Source organism: Sphingobium fuliginis (assembly GCF_004152845.1).
Lineage (GTDB): Bacteria > Pseudomonadota > Alphaproteobacteria > Sphingomonadales > Sphingomonadaceae > Sphingobium > Sphingobium fuliginis.
This window is the reverse complement of record NZ_SEON01000007.1, coordinates 229,468-247,097: the sequence shown is the minus strand read 5'-3', so window position 1 is coordinate 247,097 and position 17,630 is coordinate 229,468. Positions and strand designations below refer to the sequence as shown.

Below are 17,630 nucleotides of genomic sequence, written 5' to 3'. Positions count from 1 at the left end.
CTTTTCCGTGCTTCCGGTGCTCACATACCTTGAGTAGGCTGCGCGCCGGGTCACGGAAAACCACCATTTTCGGCTCGTCATCATCTGAATGTCGATTGGCCCTAGTCGGCATCCGGATCGCGGAAATTGAGCCGGCGGGTCACGGTATAGTCCAGCACGCCGACCAGGAAATAGCTGATCCACTGCTTGACCAGCGTCGGCAGGCTGCGCTGGGCGCGGTGCGTTTCCAGCGTGATCTGGCGGCTTTGCGCGACCCGCCGGTCGATCAGGGCGCGCATATCCTGCGCGAAACCGGCGTCCTCGACGCGCAGCATGATCTCCAGGTTGAGGAACAGGCTGCGCATGTCGAAATTGGCCGATCCGATATAGACCGCGTCGTCCACCACGATCAGCTTCATGTGCAGCTTGCAGGGCTGATATTCCCATATCTCCACCCCGCGCCTCAGCAGCGGGCCATAGAGCAGGCGGGCCGCCGCGACGGTCGCGCCATTGTCGGACCTGGAGGGCAGTACGAGGCGCGACCCCTTTCGCCGCGCCGCCCGGGCGATGCGCTTCAGCATGCCGCGACCCGGCGAGAAATAGGCCTCCACCATGTCGAGCCGCCGCGCCCGCTCAAGGTCATGCTTCACAAGCTGCGCCCAGGGACTGAGCCGGCGGGTGGGACCGCCGATCACCCAGCGCATCGGCTCGCCCGGCGCGGTGTGGAGAGGGCTGTGCCAGTTGCGCACCATGCGGCGCAGCGTGCGGAATCGCTGCTTGCGCGTCGACACCCAGCGCCAGAGCTGGCCGTACCAGCTTGTCATCGCCTGCACCTGCGGCCCTTCCACCAGCAGGCCCAGGTCGTGCCAGCAATCCTCCGCCGGAATCCCGAAATAGCCGTCCTCGACGTTGAAGCCGCCCGTCAGCAGCCGCCGGTCGTCGGCGATCGCCAGCTTCTGATGGTTGCGGATCAGGTAGCGCGTCGAGCGCCGCGCCCCGAAGCGGCCGAAATGCCCGCCCGCCGCCACCAGCGGATCGAAGAAGGCAAGCGGCGTCGATCCCGATCCGAAGGCGTCGATCATCAGCGTGACCGCAACGCCGCGCCCCCGCGCCGCGATCAGCCGGTCGAGGATGAGTTGCCCGCTGCCGTCGGCGGCGAAGATATAATAATAAAGCTTCAGGCTCTCCCGCGCGCCGTCGATCAGGTCGACCAGGGCCTGCCGCAACGCCGGTCCCGTCTCGATCACGCGCAGGCGGTCGGCGTGCAGCGACAGGCCGATCTGTCCCTCGCCCTCCCACCCGCCATCACCCGGCCCTGCCTGCTGGATGCTCGCCATATTCCGTTCATGCCCGCATTCGGGGCGGCTGGCCACAGTTTATGGGCTTTTCATTGACTCTTAAGGCCTGCGCTGTTAGGCGCGCATTTCACCATTTCTCTTGGTTCAGGAGCGCCCGTTTGGCCCGCGTTACCGTCGAAGATTGCGTCGACAAGGTTACCAACCGTTTTGACCTCGTCCTGCTTGCCGCGCAGCGCGCCCGTGAGATTTCGGGCGGCGCCGAGCTGACTCTGGACCGTGATCGCGATAAAAATCCCGTCGTCGCCCTGCGCGAGATCGCGGAAGAGACCGTCCTGCCGGTGGATCTGCATGATTCGCTCGTCGCCTCGCTGCAGAAGGTGCAGATCGATGACGACGACACGCCGGACGAAATCGGCTCGATCGCCCAGTCGGCGGAGGCCCTGCGCCTGACCGCCGCCGCCCCGCCGCGCAACCAGAATATCGGCGGCGACTACGACGGCTGATCCAGTCACCAGTTTGGAGAGGGAATGAGGCCCGGCCTGCGCAAGCAGGACCGGGCCTCACCGTTTTGGATGCAGCTGGGCATGGCGTGCTTGGCCAATTGTCGCCACGGGTCGGTATGGCTCCTGCGAAGGCAGTGGCTCAGCGCCGCTTCCCGGGACTGCCTTTGTGCGATCAGCCTCTAATGGGCCAAAACTCTCCTCCGAATGCCGGCGCAGCCGCCATTTCAGGGAACCGCCACGATCCCCCACGGCGCCGCCCCCACCGGGATCGTTCCCGTGACCTCGCCCCTGGCCAGATCGATCACGCTCACATTGTCCGAAAGGCCATTGGCCGCATAGGCCCGCGCCCCGTCGCCGCTGACCGCGACATGCCACACCCGCTTGCCCACGGGAACATAGGCGCGCACCTTGCGGCTCGCCACGTCGACCAGCGCGACATGATCCGCCCGCCCCAACGCCACCACCGCCGTCCGGCCGTCCGGCGTGAAACGGATGCCGCAGGGCAATATGCGATGCTCCGCCACGCCCGGAATGGCGAAATGCAGGGTCTCCACCACCTTGCGGGAGGCCGTATCGACGATCTGCACCGTCCCGCCCACCTCCGCCGCGACCCACAGCTGCGCGCCATCGCCCGTGAACTCCACATGCCGCGGGCGCAGGTCGACGGGCGTCGCGTCGATCATCTCCTTCTTCGCCACATCGACCCAGTTGACGACATTCTCCTCCTCCGAAGTCACCGCGACCCACCGGCCGTCCGGGCTTTGCGCCACGCCCTCGGGCTCGCCGCCGACGTCGACCTGGAAGGCGACGGTCCGGTTCGCCAGGTCGATGGCGGTCAGCGCAGCATTGTCCTCATTGGCGACGAACAGCGTCCCGCCATCGCGCGAGAGGAAGAATTGCTCCGGGTCCTCCCCGGACGGCAGCTCCGCCACGACCTTCCCCGTCGCCCGCTCGATCACCTGCACCGCATGATCTGTCGATGCGCAGAGATAGATATATCTGCCGTCCTTCGACACGGTGATCCCCCGTGGCCGGCCGCCGACCGCCCAGGTCGCGATCACCTTCGCGCTGGCCGCATCGATCACGGTGACGCTGTTGCCCCGCTCGTTGGAGACATAGAGCGTCTCCGCCCACGCGCTCACTGGCTGCGCGCTCATCGGAACCAGCATCAACCCCGCCAGAATGATGCGCTTCATATGCCCCGATCCTCTCCGCCGTGCCTCGTTATGCGTCATGTTCCTGCGCATAAGCGCTTATGGCTCTATAGCGCGCACAGCGTCACCGGGATTGTACCAACGGCCAATAGGGACGCAAAGCGCGCTGCCCTACACTCGCCCCAATCAATTCGGGTGAGGATTTCGAGCATGAATCTGGGACGCATTTCGCTGCTGGGCGCCATCGCCATATTGGGCGCGACCACGGCAACCGGCCTGATGGCGCACGGCAATGTGACGCCACAGGCCGTCGACACCTCCGCCCTGCCGGACATTGGCGAGGAATGGCTTGCGAAAAACCCCTATAGCGGCAATGCCAAGGCGATAGAGATCGGCCAGTCCGCCTATGGCCAGAATTGCGCCCGCTGCCATGGGCTCGACGCGGAAAGCGGCGGCATCGCGCCCGACCTGCGCTATCTCGAACAGGGCGAATCGGGCGACCAGTGGTTCGTCGAACGCTTCCGCCACGGCTCCAGCCATGATGGGAAGGTCTATATGCCGCCCTTCGGCGACGTGCTGGGCCAGAAGGCCGGCTGGGCGATCCGCGCCTGGCTCGAAACCAAGTTCCAGGGCTAAAGGCCATGCTCAGCCGGCGTGGCCTGATCGGCGGAGCGGGCGCGGCGATGGCGCTGGGGCTTTGCCCCGGCATGACCCACGCCGCGCCGCTGGGCAAGGTCAAGGAACTGGGCGTGCTGCGCGTGGTGGTCTACAAGGACAACCGCCCCTGGTCCTGGGAGGAGGGCGGGAAACTGGTCGGCCTCGACGCCGACCTGGCGAGCGCCATTGCCGGGAAACTGGGCGTGCGCGCCGACCTCGCCCAGCTCGTAGCGGATGAAAGCGCCGACGACGATCTGCGCCATGGCGTGTGGAAGGGCGGGCTGCTGGGCTTCGCGCCGGGCGACCTGATGTTGCACGTCCCCTTCGACCGGACCTTCGCCGCCCGCAACGACCAGGTGGCGATCATCGCGCCCTATTATCGCGAAAGCTTCCGTTTTGCGGGTACGCAAAACGCCATCGATCTGGAAGCGCCGCCCACCGGCTGGCGCGGGCACAGGCTGGCGGCCGAACTCGACTCCATCCCCGATTTCTACCTGATCGGCTCCTTCGGCGGCATATTGGCGAAGGATGTGGCGCATTATCCCAGCGGCTCCGACGCGGTCGCGGCGGTGGCGGCGGGCAAGGCGGACGCCGTGCTCGCCAGCCGCGCCCAGATCGAGGAAGGGCTGCACCGCGGCGCGAAGGGCCTCACCCTGCGCAAGGGGCCGCTGCCCGCCTTCACCTCGCCCGGCTGGGACATCGGCATGGCGGTCAAGGAAAACAGCCGCACATTGGGCGATGCGGTGGAGGAGATTGTCGCCGCCATGGCCGCAAGCGGCGAGATGAAGGCGCTGTTCGCCACCTATGGCGTGCAGTGGACGCCCGCGCTGGCGGCAGGATGAACCCTGCCCTTTCCCTCCTCTGGAGGGGAAGGAGCCAAAGACGGAAGGACCGACCCAAGGTCCAATTGCTGCGCACAACGGGTGCAATAATCTGAAACAGTCGGGGGCGCGGAGCACGCCCTTTCAACAGAGGGAGGATGGAATGAAAGGACGTTTGACGCGAGCCCTGTCCGGCGCCGCGATCCTGGGCCTGGCGATTGCCGCCGCGCCATTGCTGGCCGAAGGCCCCACCGATGCGGACCTGATGAACGACGCGGCGACGCCCGGCGACGTCCTGACCTATGGCATGGGTCCGCAGGCGCAGCGCTTCAGCCCGCTGAAGGCGATCAACGCCTCCAACGTCGCGAAGCTGGTCCCCGCCTTCGCCTCCTCGCTCGGCGGGGAAAAGCAGCGCGGGCAGGAAGCGCAGCCGATCGTCTATGACGGCACCATCTACGTCACCGGCAGCTATTCGCGCCTCTTCGCCTTCGATGCGCGCACCGGCGAGGAAAAGTGGCAATATGACGCCCGCCTGCCCGAAGCGATCATGCCCTGTTGCGACGTGGTGAACCGGGGCGCGGCGATCTATGGCGACAAGATCATCTTCGCCACGCTGGACGCGCACATGGTCGCGCTCAACCGCCACACCGGCAAGGTCATCTGGAACAAGCAGACCGCCGATTATCAGGCGGGCTATTCCGCCACCGCCGCGCCGATGATCGTCAAGGGCAAGGTGATCTACGGCAACTCCGGCGGCGAATTCGGCATCACCGGCGCAGTGGAGGCCCGCGACGTCAACACCGGCGAACTGATCTGGCGCCGCCCGACGATCGAGGGCAATATGGGCACCCTCAACGGCAAGGATAACGGCATCACCGGCAAGACCAACGCCAGTTGGCAGGGCGACCTGTGGAAGACCGGCGGCGGCGCGACCTGGCTGGGCGGCACCTATGATCCGGAAACCAACCTGCTCTTCTTCGGCACCGGCAACCCCGCGCCCTGGAACAGCCATCTGCGCCCCGGCGACAATCTCTACACCAGTTCCACGCTGGCCATCGACCCCGACACCGGCGTCATCAAATGGCATTTCCAGACGACCCCGCATGATGGCTGGGACTTCGACGGCGTCAACGAATTCATCCCCTTCGACGCCACGATCAACGGCAAGCCGATGAAGCTGGGCGCGAAGGCCGACCGCAACGGCTATTTCTTCGTTCTGGACCGCACCAACGGCAAGTTCATCAGCGCCAACAAGTTCGTCGCGCAGACGACCTGGGCCAATGGCTTCAACAAAAATGGCCGTCCGAACTATAACGACGCCAACCGTCCCGGCGCGCCGGGCGAAGCGGCCAAGGGCCAGTCGGTCTTCGCCAGCCCCAGCTTCCTGGGGGGAAAGAACTGGATGCCCATGGCCTACAGCCAGGACACCGGCCTCTTCTACATTCCGTCCAACGACTGGGGCATGGACATCTGGAACGAGCCCATCGCCTACAAGAAGGGCGCGGCCTATCTGGGCGCCGGCTTCACCATTAAGCCCATTGCCGAGGATCATATCGGCGCGCTGCGCGCCATGGACCCCAAGACCGGCAAGATCGTCTGGGAATATAAGAACAAGGCGCCGCTCTGGGGCGGGGTGCTCTCGACGGCGGGCAACCTGGTCTTCACCGGCACGCCGGAGGGGTATCTGAAAGCCTTCGACGCGAAGACGGGCCAGGAATTGTGGAAGTTCCAGACCGGCTCCGGCGTGGTGGGCAGCCCCGTCACCTGGGAACAGGATGGCGAGCAATATGTGGCGGTGATGTCCGGCTGGGGCGGCGCGGTGCCGCTCTGGGGCGGCGAAGTCGCCAAGAGCTTCAAGGACATAAACCAGGGCGGCGCGCTCTGGGTGTTCAAGCTGCCCAGATAAGAGGACAAGAACGATGATCGTCATGGGACGCGGCAACCACATGCACTCCATTCCGGCGGTTCCGCCCGGCGCGATGCGGCTTGCCACGGCCCATGACTTGTCCGATGATCCGGGTCGAGGGGTGGGCCAGTATATGGGTGGCGAGGCAATCATGGAGCGGGTGCTGATCGTCGACGATCACCCCCTCGTGCGCGACGGGCTGCGCAGCGTGATCGCGATCAGCTTCGACAATTGCGACATCTTCGAGGCGGCAAGCATGGACGAGGCCGTCTCGCTGCTGGAGAAGCAGGATAATTTCGACCTCATCCTGCTCGACCTCAACATTCCCGACGTCCGCCGCCTGGACGGCCTGAAACTGCTGCGGGACCGTTTCCCGATCCTGCCGGTGGTGATGGTGTCGGGCGCCTTCGACCGCGCCATCGTGCAGGAGGCGCTGGCCGCCGGCGCGGCGGGCTTCATTCCCAAATCGCTGAAGCGCAGCGCCATCGTCGATGCGCTCCATCGGGTGGTGTCGGGCGAAATCTATCTGCCGGAGGCCATGGGAGAGAATGTCGCGCCCACGGCGGAGGAGGATGAGATCGCCCGCCGCATCGACAGCCTGACGCCGCAGCAGAAGACGGTGCTGGCGCATCTGGTGCGCGGGCGGCTGAACAAGCAGATCGCGCACGATCTGGGCGTGTCGATGACCACGATCAAGGCGCATGTCTCCGCCATCCTCCAGAAGCTGGGCGTGCTCAGCCGCACCCAGGCGGTGATCAAGGCCAATCAGGTGCATTTCCGCGCCGATTGAGCCCTTTTCCCCGATTTCTTCCCTTCTTCTCCAGCCGGTGGCCGGTTGTGTCGCCGCCCGGCGTCGGGCAGGATGGCGAAATGGTGGAGGCGACAGGGCAATGAGCGTCACGGTCCGGAAGGCGACGGTCGGGGATGCGGCCGCCATCGCCGCCATCTATGCGCACCATGTCCTGCACGGCACCGCCAGCTACGAGCTCGTGCCGCCGTCCGTTGCGGAGACAGTGGCCAGGATCGAGCGCGTGACCGGCCGGGGCTGGCCCTTCCTCGCGGCGTGCGACGGGGCGGAGGTGGTCGGCTATTGCTATGCGACGCAGTTCCGCGACCGGCCCGCTTATGCCTTTGCGTGCGAAAACAGCATCTATGTGGCGCAGGACCGGCGCGGCGGCGGCATCGGCCGGGCGCTGCTCGATGCCCTGCTGGACGCGGCCGGGGCTTTCGGCTTCCGCCAGATGGTGGCGGTGATCGGCGGCGGCGAACCCGCTTCGGTCGCGCTCCACGCCGCCTGCGGCTTCCGGCAGGTGGGCCGCCTCACCGGCATGGGCTGGAAGGCGGGCCGCTGGCTCGACACCGTCTACATGCAGATCGCGCTGGGCGGCGGCAATGCCACCGCGCCCGACGCCGCCCGGCCGTAACCGCGCGGCGGAGGGGGCAGCCGGGGCGATTGGTTATCGGCCGCAAATCTGCTATTCCTGATCCTATCGACGGCATTGGCCAGACCCGCCGCCCGCCCTTGTGCCGGCACCCGTTCCCGGCACCGCGCACGACGCCCCCCTGACCCATGTCCGCGGGCACAGGCCGATGGAGGATGTCATGGCGATTTCCCAAAGATTGCGCGGCTATATGGACCGCTGCGGCACCAGCTTCGACGAATGGCCGCATGAACCCTCGGCGGAGATGGCGCGGGCGGCGCAGGCGGCGCATGTCCCCGGCCGGCAGGTGGCGAAAGCGGTGCTGGTGCAGGCCGGCGACGAATATCTGCTGGCCGTCCTGCCCTCCTCCAAGCATGTCAGCTTCAACTTCCTGCAGCAATGGCTGGCCCGCGACGTCTCGCTGGCGGAGGAACATACGACCGCGGCGCTGTTCCCCGACTGCGAACTGGGCGCGCTTCCGCCGGTCGGCGCGGCCTATGGGCTGAAGACGATCATCGACGACGACATGCTGATGGATCAGGATGTCTGGTTCGAGGGCGGCGACCATCACACCCTCGTTCATATGAATGCGGAAAACTGGCGGCGGCTGCAAAAGGGCTCCGGGCATTTCGCGTTCAGTATTTAGAGAGGAAGGGGTGCCCCCTCCCGCGGCGGGAGGGGAGTCATGGTCCCCTTTCATCTAATAAATTCCACACTGTTATCGGAAAAATAACATGGCCTTCGCAGTTCCCCCTTCGCGGGGCATGGCCTAGAATCCGGTCCCGGAGAAGCTGAAAGGAATCGTGCAATGGACGCAAAGACGAGCAATGATCCGCTGGCCTGCCCCGTGAAGGAGCCTGCGGCGCTGCGATCCCTGCTGGGGCGCACCAACCGCGACTGGTGGCCGAACCAGCTCTCGCTCGACATCCTTCAGCAGAACGGCCTGTCCGGCAATCCGCTGGGCGACGATTTCGATTATGCGGCCGCCTTCAAGTCGCTGGACTATGACGCGGTGAAGAAGGACCTGACGGCCCTCATGACCGACAGCCAGCCCTGGTGGCCGGCGGACTATGGCCATTACGGCCCCTTCTTCATCCGCATGGCCTGGCACTCGGCGGGCACCTACCGCACCGGCGACGGGCGCGGCGGCGCCTCCTCCGGCTCGCAGCGCTTCGCCCCGCTCAACAGCTGGCCGGACAACGCCAATCTCGACAAGGCCCGCCGCCTGCTGTGGCCGGTCAAGCAGAAATATGGCCAGAAGCTGAGCTGGGCGGACCTCATGATCCTGGCCGGCAATGTCGCCATTGAATCGATGGGCGGCCCGGTCTTCGGCTTCGGCGGCGGCCGCGCCGACGTGTTCGAGCCGGAAAAGGACGTTTATTGGGGCACGGAGGAGTTCTGGGTCGGCCAGGAGGGCAATGAAACCCGCATCCAGCCGGAAAAGAACATGGTCCTCGAAAGCCCGCTGGCCGCGATCCAGATGGGCCTCATCTACGTCAATCCGGAGGGGCCGGGCGGCAACCCCGACCCGCTGCAATCGGCCCGCGACATTCGCGAAACCTTCCTGCGCATGGGCATGAACGATGAGGAGACCGTCGCGCTCACCGCCGGCGGCCACACCTTCGGCAAGGCCCATGGCGCGGGCGATGCATCGAAGGTCGGCAAGGAACCCGAAGGCGCCGACATCGCGCAGCAGGGCCTTGGCTGGCAGAGCGGCTATGAAAGCGGCGTGGGCGATCACACCATCACCAGCGGCATCGAAGGCGCGTGGACGCCGACGCCCCGGGCCTGGGACCACAGCTTCTTCCACATGCTGCTCGACTATGAATATGAGCTGGTGCGGAGCCCGGCGGGCGCCAAGCAGTGGCAGCCGGTGAACCAGAAGCCCGAAGACCTGGCCCCCGGCGCGCACAGCCCCGACAGGCGCGTGCCGACGATGATGACCACGGCCGACATGGCGTTCAAGATGGACCCGGAATATCGGAAAATCTCCGAGCGGTTCCGCAACGATCCCGCCGCGTTCGAGGATGCCTTCGCCCGCGCCTGGTTCAAGCTGTGCCATCGCGACATGGGACCGAAGGCCCGCTATCTCGGCCCCGAAGTCCCCGCCGAAGACCTGATCTGGCAGGACCCGATTCCGGCGGTCGACCATCCACTGGTCGACGCTTCGGACATCGCCGCGCTCAAGCAGAAGATATTGGCGTCCGGCCTCAGCGTCGCGGAACTGGTGACGACCGCCTGGGCGTCGGCCTCCACCTATCGCGGGTCGGACCATCGCGGCGGCGCCAATGGCGGGCGCATCCGGCTGGCTCCGCAAAAGGACTGGGACGTGAACCAGCCCGAACAGCTTTCCCGCGTCCTCTCCGTACTGGAGAAGATCAAGGCCGAGTTCGACAGTGCGGGCGCGAAGAAGATTTCGCTCGCCGACCTGATCGTGCTGGGCGGATCGGCCGCGATCGAGAAGGCGGCGGCGGATGGCGGGCGCAGCATCGAGGTGCCCTTCACCCCCGGCCGCGCCGACGCCTCGCAGGAACAGACGGATGTGCAGAATTTCGAGGTGCTGGAGCCGAAGGTCGACGGCTTCCGCAACTATCTGCCCGTGCCGTTCAGCGTGCCGGTCGAGGAACTGCTGATCGACCGCGCCCAGTTGCTGACCCTCAGCGCCCCGGAAATGACGGTGCTGGTCGGCGGGCTGCGGGTGCTGGGCGCCAATCATGGCGGGTCCGGCCATGGCGTGTTCACCGACCGTCCGGGGACGCTCAGCAACGACTTCTTCGTCAACCTGCTCGACATGGGCACGGCGTGGAAGGAGGTGGAGGGTCACAAGGACATCTTCACCGGCACCTGCCGCAAGTCCAATGAACAGAAATGGACCGGCACGCGGGTCGACCTGGTGTTCGGATCGAACGCGCAACTGCGCGCCCTGTCGGAAGTCTATGCCTCCGCCGACGCGGGCGACAAGTTCGTGAACGACTTCGTCGCCGCCTGGACCAAGGTGATGAACGCCGACCGTTTCGACCTGGCGGCATAAGGGGTCGGGCCGCTCCTTCGGGGGCGGCCCTTTCCACGGCGCCCTGCATGGGGTCGACGCTAAGCCTTTCGCTGAATTGAGCTTGCCCGCTTTTCATGCGACAGTGCCGCCGCCATGATGCGGAGACTCGCCGTGCATGATCATCTGAAGGATGCTGCCGAGGCAGCGGCCCTCACGGACAAGGAACTGGCCGCCATCCGCCGCAGGATGGGCGACCCGAAGAACCCGTCCGGGTTCGAGCAGGCCGTGCTGGACGAAATGGAAAGACGCCATCTGCAACCGCGCCACTGGTGATCGCCCCGGCGCTTGCTCCTGCGCCATGCTATTCCGCCAGGACGGTGCGCGGCGCGATCCCCAGCCCGCGCTTGATCGCGCGTTCCATCCGGCCGAAGCGGCTGAACTGGATGATCCAGGCTCCCCGCGCCCTGGGCGTAAGGTTGGCGCCGGTATAATGCAGGGTAAGCGGCGTATGGATGGTCAGCCCACCCGCCTCGATCGGGCATGCGACCCGCTCGCCGGCTTGCGGAACCGCCGCCTCCCGGCCCAAAGTGCCCGATATGCGCGTAAAGGGCAGATGCGGCATGACCCCGGCGCGATGGCTGCCGGGGACGAACTCCATGCAACCTTGCTCAAGGCTGGTGTCCTGAAGCGGAATCCACAGGTGGAGCCGGGCAAGGCCCCCGGCATGCGCCCCGCCGCCCAGCTTCCGATAGGCGATGTCCTGATGCCATGGCGTGGTCGTGGCGGAATGCCCGGGCTTGAAGATGATATGGTCGAAGGCGAAGTGCATCGGCCCCGCAATGGCATCGACCAGCCGCTGGCTCCGCACGAACACCTCGGTCGCCATCAGGCGCGGCGCCAGGTTGGAGGCATAGCGTATCTCATGCTGGCTGAGCCGCGCAGGGCCGGCGCCCGCCAGCCCGCGCCCCATGTCCATCCGGAAACGGTCGCCGGGACGGACAGGATCATCGAGCGCCGCGACCAGCAAGCGGTGGATTTCGACGATCTCCTCCACGGAACGGGCGGAAAAGGCGTCCCTGATCACGGTGAACCCATCCCGGATCAGTGAGGATCGAGCCGTCGCGACGTCGAAAGCGCTCATAGCCCGCTCCATGATGTGGGGGATTCAGCCTATCACCGATGGCAAGGACGGGCGATCAGTGGGAACACCTAAAGCATCCGACCGGATCAACTTTCAGCCCCGACAGAAACAACCGCCTATTTCAACATCGTGCGCAGCAAGGCGCGCAGTTGCGCAGGCTTCACCGGCTTGCCCAGCAGCGGAATGCCCCAGCCGTCCATCCGGGCCTTCAGCGCCTCGCCCCGGTCGGCGGAGATCATCACCGACGGCACCGCCCGCCCGAAATGGCCGTGCAACCGCTCGATCACGGCATCCCCTGTCTCGCCGTCGTTCAGATGATAGTCGACCAGGATGACATCGGGCGCCTCGCCTTCCGAAAAGGCGGCGACCGCCTCCGCGAATCCCCCGGCCGTCGCCACGGTACAGCCCCATCCGCCCAGCAGGGTCGACATGCCGGTCTGGATCGCCCGCTCATTGTCGACCACCAGCACCTTCAGCCCGCGCATCGACCGGTCGCTGCGCGGCGCGCTGCCCCCATCGCCCTCTTCCACCACCGCCTCGCCCTGCGGCACGCGGATGGAGAAGGTCGCGCCCTGCCCCGGCACCGATTCCAGCGTCACTTCATGGCGCAGCATGTCGCTCGCCCGGCGGACGATGGCGAGGCCCAGCCCCTTGCCGCCCGCCCCCCTGCCCCCCGGCGTGTCGAGGCGGCGGAATTCCTCGAAGATCAGTTGCTGCTTGTCGACGGGGATGCCGGGACCGCTGTCGGCGACGCTCAGCCTTATCCCATCCGCCTCCGCGACGCAGGCGACGCGCACCGACCCGCGCTGGGTGTAGCGCAGCGCATTGGACAGGAAATTCTGGAGAATCCGCCGCAGCAGCCGGATGTCGGAGCGGACCCAGACCGGGGCCGTCTCCACCGCCAGCACCAGCCCCGCCGAACGCGCCATCGGCGCGAATTCCGTCCGCAGCGTATCGAGCAGCCGATCGATGCGGAAATCGCTGATCTCCGGCTGGATCGCGCCCGCGTCGAGGCGGCTGATCTCCAACAGCGCCTCCAGCAGATCCTCGACGGAATCCAGCGCGGTGGACGTCTGGTTGACCAGCGCCCGCGTCGGCAGCGCCAATCGCCGGTCGCCCAGCGCCGCGACGAACAGCCGCGCCGCGTTCAATGGCTGCAACAGATCATGACTGGCCGCCGCCAGGAAGCTGGTCTTGGACAGGTTCGCCTTCTCCGCCGCCGTCTTGGCGTCCATCAACTGCGCCTCGATCTGGCGCCGCTCGGCCACCTCCGCCTCCAGTTCGGAGGTGCGCTCCGCCACCCGCCGCTCCAGCGTCTCCGCCGTCTCGCGCAGCGCCGCCTGCGCGCGCAGCATGTCGGTCACGTCGGTGAAGCCGATCACCTGCCCGCCCCGCTCCATGGCGTTGCTGCGAATCTCGAAGCTGCGCCCCCCGGCATGGACCAGTTCGCTGCGATGGCGCGCCCCGCCCCGGTCGAGGCAGCCCCTGTCGTCCATCCCCAGATTGCCCCGGCACCAGTCCAGCAGCGCGGCATGGCTATCCCGCTCCTGCGCCCAGTCCTCCGGCAGTTCCAGCAGCCGTTGCAGCGCCTCGTTCCACGCCGCCAGCCGCCCCTCGGCATCGAACAGGCACACGCCTTCGGAGAGGTTGTCGAGCGTCGCCTGCAGCACAATGTTGCGCTCGGCCAGTTCCCGCGCGCGGTCGCGGGCATCCTCCGCCTTCACCTCGGTGATGTCGGTATAGATGCCGACGATGCCGCCCTCGCTGGTGCGCAGTTCGTTGATCTGCACCCAGCGCCCGTCGGACAGCGCCTGCACATGCCCGCCCTCCGCCACGCTATGGCGCGCCAGCCGGTCCGACACCCATCGGTCCTGTCCCACCGGGCGGTGATGCGCCGCCGCCAGCTTGGCGATCTCGTCGAAGCTCATGCCCTCGCGGATATGGTCCGCAATCTCCGGCCAGAAACCCAGATAGGCCTCGTTATAGAGGACCAGCCGGTCCTCCGCGTCGAACAGGACGAAGCCTTCGTTGATCGAATCGATCGCGTCGCGCAGCCGCATCCGCGCCGCGTCCGCATGGCCATGGGCGGAGGCGAGGTCGGCATTGGCCTCCGCCAGCTTCGCCAGCGCGTCTTCGAGCTGCACGGTCCGCTCGCGCACCATGGCTTCCAGCGAGATCGCGGTCTCGAACATCGAAAAGGCGTTGCCGGCCATGTCGCTCGACCGTTCGACCCGGTCGATCAGCGCCGCATTGATCTTGCGCAACTTGCGGTTCTCTTCCCGCAACGCCTCCAGTTCGGCGGAAGAGAGGGCCGCGTCGGTCATCGGCCGATGGCAAGGCCGCTGAAGGTCTGGTTGACGTGCAGCGCATGATATTGCTCGCCATAGGTGTTGAAGCCGATCACCCGATGCCGCCCGTACAGCTCCGACACGGCGCGGCTGATCTGCCGCTGCTCGGCATCGATGCGGTTCAATACGCAATCGAAGGCGATGATCCGGTCCACCGGTCCCACCTCCGCCGCAATGTCCGCGAACAGCGCGTCCATCCGCGCAATACGGTCCACCGGCTCGCCCACGGTCATCACGATCCCCTCGTCGATGGCGCAGTAGAAGGTAAGGCTGCCGTCGGGATTCGCGCTCTGGATCGACCGCACATGATAATCGCCCCCGGCCCGCACCATCAGCGGATGCGCGGCATAGAAGGCGACGCCCAGCGCCTCGCCCGCATGACCCGCCAGCCGCAGATATTCCTGCGCGGCGGGCTCCGCATTGATCTCGGTCACGATCCGGTCGTTCGGGATCGCCCCGGTGACGACCATCTTCGCCTCGCTCGGCCGGTAGTGCTGCGCCTTGAACACATGCAGCGGGCGCGGCGTGGACAGGATCGCCACCACCGCCGCATGGCCATGGAAGCGCCCGCCATGGAAGACCGCCGTCTCCCGAAAGGCCATGCCGTCGCCCGACGACCCGCCGATCAGCGCAATGTCGCCCAGCGCGTCCTGGATCGTCATGGTCAGCAATTCTTCCCGATGCGACAGCCCGTCGACCAGGAACAGCGCGACATGATTGACCTTCCCGCCCAGATGGCGGCTCTCCCGCTCCGCCTGCGCGGCCAGCCCGCGCACCGCCTGCCGCGCGGCGGCGGGATCGAAATTCTCGATGTCGTCGAAACAGAGCGAGGTCATGTGAAAGGCCGAAGCCGGAAAGCCGATGACGCTCAGGCTGTCCTCATCATAGCCATTTTCGGTCAGCTCGCCCGAACTGGTGCAGCCGATCGCCACCACGCCCTCCGTCCGGCGGTTGACCGCCCGCGCCAGCGCCTCCCGGTCGAAACGATGCGAACAGAACAGCAGCATCCCGGCCAGCGGTTCGTCCCCCAATTGACCGGCGACTTCCGCCATGGCCTTGGCCGGATCGCCCGCATGGCTTGACGCAAAGGCGATCTCCGATGCCAGCACCGTCATGTTCCTCTCCCCGCATTTTCTCCCTGTTCTTTTCTTGTCTAATGGGAATCAGCCGCCGCGCAAAGGCTCTCCCGCCGCTTCCAGCGCCGCATTCTCCTCATCGGTGAAGACGCGCGAGCGGACGATGAAGCGCATCCCCTCCGGGCTTTCCAGCGACATGCCCGCGCCCCGGCCCGGCACGACGTCGATGGTGACTTGCGTATGCCGCCAATATTCGAACTGCGCCGCGCCGATCCACACCGGCACGTCGCCCGCGATCTGGCCCAGCAGCACATCCTGCCCGCCGGTCCTGAACTCGCCCCGCGGAAAGCACATCGGCGCCGACCCGTCGCAACAACCGCCGGACTGGTGGAACATCAGCGGCCCATGCCGGGCCGCCAGCCGGGCGATCAGGACTTCGGCTTCCGGCGTGGCGAGGATGCGGGGTGGAAGGTTCATAATGATCTCCAGTCCCCCTCCCGTAAACGGGAGGGGTTAGGGGGGCGCGACCCCGGACTTGATCCGGGGGAGCTTCCAGCTTAGCCATTGCAGAATGGCGCTGAGGTTGCGCCCGCCCACCCCCCGGCCCCCTCCCGCCTGCGGGAGGGGGAAGAAGAAAAAGGCGGACGCCCGGGAGAGGCGCCCGCCGAACCGAAGGCGTGAAGGGGGAAGGACCCGCCTTCGGCATGCGATCCGCCCCTCGCCTCAGAAGAACCCCAGCGCCTTGGTCGAATAGCTCACCAGCAGGTTCTTCGTCTGCTGATAATGATCCAGCATCATCTTGTGCGTCTCGCGCCCGATGCCCGACTGCTTGTACCCGCCAAAGGCCGCATGCGCCGGATAAGCATGGTAGCAGTTCGTCCAGACCCGCCCGGCCTGGATGTTGCGCCCCATGCGATAGGCCGTGTTCCCGTTCCGGCTCCACACCCCGGCGCCCAGCCCGTACAGCGTGTCATTGGCGATATGCAGCGCGTCCGCCTCATCCTTGAAGGTCGTGACCGACAGCACCGGGCCGAAAATCTCCTCCTGGAAGATGCGCATCCGATTATGCCCTTCCAGCACGGTCGGCGTCACATAATAGCCCTGCTCCAGCTCACCGCCCAGATGCGCCCGCGTGCCGCCGGTCAGCACCTTCGCGCCCTCGTCCCGGCCGATGTCGATATAGGAAAGGATCTTCTCCAACTGGTCGTTCGACGCCTGCGCCCCGATCATCGTCGCGGGGTCGAGCGGGCTGCCCTGCACGATCTTCTGCACGCGGGCGACGGCGCGCTCGATGAACTTTTCGTAGATGCTCTCCTGCACCAGCGCCCGGCTGGGGCAGGTGCAGACCTCGCCCTGATTGAGCGCGAACATCGCAAAGCCTTCCAGGCATTTGTCGAAATAATCGTCGTCCGCATCCATCACGTCGGCGAAGAAGATGTTGGGCGACTTGCCCCCCAGTTCCAGCGTCACCGGGATCAGATTCTCGCTCGCATATTGCATGATCAGCCGCCCGGTGGTGGTTTCCCCGGTAAAGGCGATCTTCGAAATCCGCTTGTTGGTGGCGAGCGGCTTGCCCGCCTCCACGCCAAAGCCGTTGACGACGTTCAGCACGCCTTCGGGGATCAGGTCGCCCACCAGGTCCATCAGCACCATGATCGACATCGGCGTCTGCTCGGCGGGCTTCAGCACCACGCAATTGCCCGCCGCCAGTGCCGGGGCCAGCTTCCACGCCGCCATCAGGATCGGGAAGTTCCAGGGGATGATCTGCCCCACCACGCCCAGCGGCTCATGGAAATGATAGGCCACCGTGTCATGGTCGATCTCCGCGATGGAGCCTTCCTGAGACCGCACGCAGGCCGCGAAATAGCGGAAATGGTCGATGGCGAGCGGAATGTCGGCGGCGGTCGTCTCGCGGATCGGCTTGCCGTTGTCGATCGTCTCCGCCATGGCGAGCAGGTCGAGATTCTCCTCCATCCGCTGCGCGATGCGATTGAGGATATTGGCCCGCTCCGTCGCCGAACGCTGGCCCCAGCCTTCCCTGGCCCTGTGCGCGGCGTCCAGCGCCAGCTCGATGTCCTCGGCCGTCGAACGGGCGATCTTGCACACGCTCTGCCCCGTCACCGGCGAAAGATTGTCGAAATATTCCCCGCGAACCGGCACCACCCACTGGCCGCCGATGAAATTCTCATATTTATCGCGGATCAGCGTCTTCCCCGCGAACCGCGCCATTGCCTGCTGTAACATCATCCTCTCCCGGACTCGTCTGAAAGTTGAGGGACAGGATGAACCTTTCGGACAAATGGACAATTAGACCTTGGGTCGGGCCTGCCCATG

At 66.1% G+C, this 17,630-nt stretch carries 16 protein-coding genes; 9 read left to right on the top strand and 7 right to left on the bottom strand.

Annotated features, from left to right (window positions below):
* Positions 1-101: 101 nt before the first annotated feature.
* Positions 102-1,316: a phospholipase D-like domain-containing protein gene (locus tag EWH10_RS17150; RefSeq protein ID WP_025551366.1), complete on the bottom strand. Its 1,215-nt coding sequence runs from the start codon at positions 1,314-1,316 to the stop codon at positions 102-104.
* Between the two features lie 119 nt (positions 1,317-1,435).
* On the opposite strand from EWH10_RS17150, the gene rpoZ reads away from it, so the two are divergent.
* Entirely contained in the window at positions 1,436-1,780 is a 345-nt protein-coding gene (gene rpoZ / locus EWH10_RS17145) for a DNA-directed RNA polymerase subunit omega (RefSeq protein WP_007688625.1), read from the top strand.
* Between the two features lie 224 nt (positions 1,781-2,004).
* On the opposite strand, the gene EWH10_RS17140 is transcribed toward rpoZ, so the two are convergent.
* Entirely contained in the window at positions 2,005-2,976 is a 972-nt protein-coding gene (locus EWH10_RS17140; protein WP_025551364.1) for a PQQ-dependent catabolism-associated beta-propeller protein, read from the bottom strand.
* A 168-nt stretch (positions 2,977-3,144) separates the two neighbouring features.
* Between EWH10_RS17140 and pedF the strand changes: the two genes are divergently transcribed.
* The 8 genes from pedF (at position 3,145) to EWH10_RS17100 (ending at position 11,064) form a co-directional block, all read left to right on the top strand.
* Positions 3,145-3,570, top strand: coding sequence for a cytochrome c-550 PedF (pedF, locus tag EWH10_RS17135; protein WP_025551362.1), 426 nt, complete (start codon positions 3,145-3,147; stop codon positions 3,568-3,570).
* Between the two features lie 5 nt (positions 3,571-3,575).
* On the top strand, positions 3,576-4,433 hold the full coding sequence (locus EWH10_RS17130) for a substrate-binding periplasmic protein (protein WP_025551360.1): 858 nt from the start codon (positions 3,576-3,578) through the stop codon (positions 4,431-4,433).
* A gap of 142 nt (positions 4,434-4,575) precedes the next feature.
* Positions 4,576-6,318: a methanol/ethanol family PQQ-dependent dehydrogenase gene (locus EWH10_RS17125; RefSeq protein ID WP_044661020.1), complete on the top strand. Its 1,743-nt coding sequence runs from the start codon at positions 4,576-4,578 to the stop codon at positions 6,316-6,318.
* A gap of 13 nt (positions 6,319-6,331) precedes the next feature.
* Entirely contained in the window at positions 6,332-7,108 is a 777-nt protein-coding gene (locus EWH10_RS17120) for a response regulator (RefSeq protein ID WP_025551358.1), read from the top strand.
* A 100-nt stretch (positions 7,109-7,208) separates the two neighbouring features.
* The gene (locus EWH10_RS17115) at positions 7,209-7,742 is read left to right on the top strand and encodes a GNAT family N-acetyltransferase (protein WP_025551356.1); all 534 of its coding nucleotides are present in this window, start codon (positions 7,209-7,211) and stop codon (positions 7,740-7,742) included.
* A gap of 178 nt (positions 7,743-7,920) precedes the next feature.
* A complete protein-coding gene (locus EWH10_RS17110; protein WP_025551354.1) occupies positions 7,921-8,385 on the top strand; it encodes an aminoacyl-tRNA deacylase in 465 nt (154 codons plus the stop codon).
* Between the two features lie 162 nt (positions 8,386-8,547).
* A complete protein-coding gene (gene katG / locus EWH10_RS17105) occupies positions 8,548-10,770 on the top strand; it encodes a catalase/peroxidase HPI (protein ID WP_025551352.1) in 2,223 nt (740 codons plus the stop codon).
* A 132-nt stretch (positions 10,771-10,902) separates the two neighbouring features.
* Positions 10,903-11,064, top strand: coding sequence for a hypothetical protein (locus tag EWH10_RS17100; protein ID WP_162195987.1), 162 nt, complete (start codon positions 10,903-10,905; stop codon positions 11,062-11,064).
* 28 nt (positions 11,065-11,092) lie between these two features.
* Here the strand turns inward: EWH10_RS17100 and EWH10_RS17095 are convergent, their stop codons facing one another.
* The 5 genes from EWH10_RS17095 to adh form a co-directional block, all read right to left on the bottom strand.
* Positions 11,093-11,872 (bottom strand): phytanoyl-CoA dioxygenase family protein, encoded by a 780-nt coding sequence (locus tag EWH10_RS17095; protein ID WP_065847329.1) that lies wholly within the window; start codon positions 11,870-11,872, stop codon positions 11,093-11,095.
* A 116-nt stretch (positions 11,873-11,988) separates the two neighbouring features.
* A complete protein-coding gene (locus EWH10_RS17090) occupies positions 11,989-14,196 on the bottom strand; it encodes a hybrid sensor histidine kinase/response regulator (protein WP_025551348.1) in 2,208 nt (735 codons plus the stop codon).
* Positions 14,193-15,335, bottom strand: coding sequence for an FIST N-terminal domain-containing protein (locus tag EWH10_RS17085; protein WP_044661018.1), 1,143 nt, complete (start codon positions 15,333-15,335; stop codon positions 14,193-14,195). Before EWH10_RS17085 ends, EWH10_RS17090 begins: the two co-directional genes overlap by 4 nt.
* Before the next feature lie 48 nt (positions 15,336-15,383).
* Positions 15,384-15,773, bottom strand: coding sequence for a DUF779 domain-containing protein (locus EWH10_RS17080; protein WP_044661017.1), 390 nt, complete (start codon positions 15,771-15,773; stop codon positions 15,384-15,386).
* A 246-nt stretch (positions 15,774-16,019) separates the two neighbouring features.
* Complete coding sequence (gene adh / locus EWH10_RS17075) at positions 16,020-17,540, bottom strand: aldehyde dehydrogenase (RefSeq protein ID WP_044661016.1); 1,521 nt, start codon at positions 17,538-17,540, stop codon at positions 16,020-16,022.
* Positions 17,541-17,630: the final 90 nt, after the last annotated feature.

Bases quoted from the DNA above. Each gene is read 5' to 3' on its own strand.
- EWH10_RS17140 (WP_025551364.1), bottom strand. From the start codon at position 2,976: ATGAAGCGCATCATTCTGGCGGGGTTGATGCTGGTTCCGATGAGCGCG.
- EWH10_RS17130 (WP_025551360.1), top strand. From the start codon at position 3,576: ATGCTCAGCCGGCGTGGCCTGATCGGCGGAGCGGGCGCGGCGATGGCG.
- katG (WP_025551352.1), top strand. From the start codon at position 8,548: ATGGACGCAAAGACGAGCAATGATCCGCTGGCCTGCCCCGTGAAGGAG.
- EWH10_RS17125 (WP_044661020.1), top strand. From the start codon at position 4,576: ATGAAAGGACGTTTGACGCGAGCCCTGTCCGGCGCCGCGATCCTGGGC.
- EWH10_RS17090 (WP_025551348.1), bottom strand. From the start codon at position 14,196: ATGACCGACGCGGCCCTCTCTTCCGCCGAACTGGAGGCGTTGCGGGAA.
- pedF (WP_025551362.1), top strand. From the start codon at position 3,145: ATGAATCTGGGACGCATTTCGCTGCTGGGCGCCATCGCCATATTGGGC.
- EWH10_RS17115 (WP_025551356.1), top strand. From the start codon at position 7,209: ATGAGCGTCACGGTCCGGAAGGCGACGGTCGGGGATGCGGCCGCCATC.
- EWH10_RS17080 (WP_044661017.1), bottom strand. From the start codon at position 15,773: ATGAACCTTCCACCCCGCATCCTCGCCACGCCGGAAGCCGAAGTCCTG.
- EWH10_RS17150 (WP_025551366.1), bottom strand. From the start codon at position 1,316: ATGGCGAGCATCCAGCAGGCAGGGCCGGGTGATGGCGGGTGGGAGGGC.
- EWH10_RS17085 (WP_044661018.1), bottom strand. From the start codon at position 15,335: ATGACGGTGCTGGCATCGGAGATCGCCTTTGCGTCAAGCCATGCGGGC.
- EWH10_RS17110 (WP_025551354.1), top strand. From the start codon at position 7,921: ATGGCGATTTCCCAAAGATTGCGCGGCTATATGGACCGCTGCGGCACC.
- adh (WP_044661016.1), bottom strand. From the start codon at position 17,540: ATGTTACAGCAGGCAATGGCGCGGTTCGCGGGGAAGACGCTGATCCGC.
- EWH10_RS17120 (WP_025551358.1), top strand. From the start codon at position 6,332: ATGATCGTCATGGGACGCGGCAACCACATGCACTCCATTCCGGCGGTT.
- EWH10_RS17095 (WP_065847329.1), bottom strand. From the start codon at position 11,872: ATGAGCGCTTTCGACGTCGCGACGGCTCGATCCTCACTGATCCGGGAT.